Here is a 2,216-nt window from a genome sequence, read left to right as displayed (position 1 = left end):
GTAATCACTGGACTTAAATTTATCTGCGCAAATGACTGCTCGGCAACCCACATTACTCAAGGAGTATTCTAGCTCTTCAGGCCGATAAGCCGGATTAATACACACCATAATGGCGCCAATTTTAGCCGTAGCAAATTGGGTTAAACACCACTCAATATTGTTAGGAGACCAAATTCCGACTCGATCCCCTGGTTGAATACCTAGCGCTAACAAACCAGTGGCAAGCGCATCAACCTTTGCTTGATACTCACGGTAATTCCAACGGATTTGTTGATGATGAACGACTACCGCAAGATTGTCTGGGTAAGCATTGGCAATATCATCAAAATATTGACCAATGGTTTTATCAGTAAGCGTCGTTGAGGTGACACCATGATATTCACTTTGGGTAAGCGGTAGTTGTGCTTGATGTTGTTTGACCATTAAAGCCTCCTTGCATGTGTTTCGTCATGCTCAAGCTAACCAATTAACGGCCTGACTCACAAGTAAAAAAGCACTGCATTAGACTAAAGAGGCATGGTGAGTAATGTTTACAGCAAAGGCTAATATTAACAGTAACGCATTCATTTTTATCAATAACGGTTTAATGATGGCATTTGAGCAATCTTATTAGTGCCAATTTATTAGCGCCAATTTATTAGCGCCGCTAAAAACAATACACAAAAGTGAACAACACGCTGGAGTGATAACCAAAAGAATAATTGGAGCGATAGCCGATATTGTAAAAATTAATCATAGTTAAAACTAAAACACCCAAACACTCAAACACCACAACCGATTAGCATTATTACAACAACACCCTGTAAGTTAACTACAGAATGGGAGTAAAAAACACAAAACCATTAACCATAACTCGCGAAAAATCATTTAAACATTGATCTAGCGCAGTCTTTAGTTAAAAATCGAACAAATACTGATGTTATTTAATTCCAAGCCGATAGCTTCCTTATACTTATCTAAAAGTGACATTCATCTAATTATTATGCTTAATACAATCCGCACACTCTTTACTGTTACAGATGAAAGCCTATTAATCGTTGGTGATTTTCAACTTATAGTTGTTTGCATATCCATAGCTATCGCAATATTTGCCTCGTTTATGGCATTACAAGTCGCATCGCAAGCAGCATTAACACTCAATAAATTTAAACGACACTTACTCACCAGCTGTGGCAGCATCGCGCTTGGTGGCGGTGTGTGGTCAATGCATTTTATTGGCATGTTAGCATTCAGCTTATGTACTCCGGTGAGCTATGATTTCGGCTTAACCGCGTTATCTTTTATTCCCAGCATTGCAGCATCCTGGGTAGCCTTAAATGTCATATCCACAACCAAACCAAAGCTAAGCCAATTTGTGGTGGGTGGTATATTGACTGGCGCAGGTATTGGCACCATGCATTATGTCGGCATGGCCGCCATGGAAATGGCTCCCCTACTTCGTTACAACTTATTCTATTTTGGTTTATCAATAATCATTGCCATTATTTTGGCCATTCTCGCGCTGTGGATACGTTTTAGCTTGAACCATCTAGGTCGTTTTGCATTAAGTGATTTACATAAAAATGCGATTGCAGCGATGGTGATGGGCTGCGCAATTTCCGGTATGCATTACATCGGTATGGCTGCGGCTCGTTTTGTCCGCCCACCCGGATTTGAATTTTCTGCACAAACCAAAATGATGTCACTGTATTTAGGCATTGCAGTTGCCACGATTACTGTGGTGATTATTTTATTGGTATTAGCCGTCAACATGTTGATGAAATACCAAGCCTCGTTACACCTAGCCAAATTAACTGAAGCACGTTATCGCGCGACCATTAGTACCGCCGTTGACGGTATCATTACCTTTAACGCTAAAGGCCGTATTGAAAGCGGCAACCAAGCGGTAGAATTACTTCTTGGCTGGCGACTTGAAGATGTATGTCATCAAAATATTCGTGACTTTATCCCGAGTCCATTTATCGATGAGTTTAACGCCCGTTTAGACAGTTTTACCAACAACATAGGGCAACAAAAAAGTACTGGCCGCGATGTAGAAGCGCTACATGTTAACGGTACGACCATTCCAGTTAGAGTTTCAATTGGCCATGCGTGCATTGAAGGTAAAAGCCTGTTTGTGATGTACATAAATGACTTACGTCACCGTATTGAAATGCAACGTGCGTTGATTAAAAGCGAAGCTCAGTTTCGCTCACTTATTACTAATATTCCCGGTA

Annotated in this window: 2 protein-coding genes; one reads left to right on the top strand and one right to left on the bottom strand. The window is 40.7% G+C overall.

Annotated features, from left to right (window positions below):
* A partial coding sequence (locus CXF78_RS20990) for an AMP-binding protein (RefSeq protein WP_145991609.1) occupies positions 1 to 423 on the bottom strand: 423 nt, incomplete at its 3' end.
* A 676-nt stretch (positions 424 to 1,099) separates the two neighbouring features.
* On the opposite strand from CXF78_RS20990, the gene CXF78_RS20985 reads away from it, so the two are divergent.
* Positions 1,100 to 2,216 (top strand): MHYT domain-containing protein (locus CXF78_RS20985; protein ID WP_257984973.1); only part of this gene is annotated, 1,117 nt, incomplete at its 3' end.

The sequence above is a fragment of the Shewanella sp. 11B5 genome (assembly GCF_002836795.1).
GTDB lineage: Bacteria > Pseudomonadota > Gammaproteobacteria > Enterobacterales > Shewanellaceae > Shewanella > Shewanella frigidimarina.
Note: the sequence above shows the minus strand (reverse complement) of the source record. Positions and strands in the feature narration are given on the sequence as shown.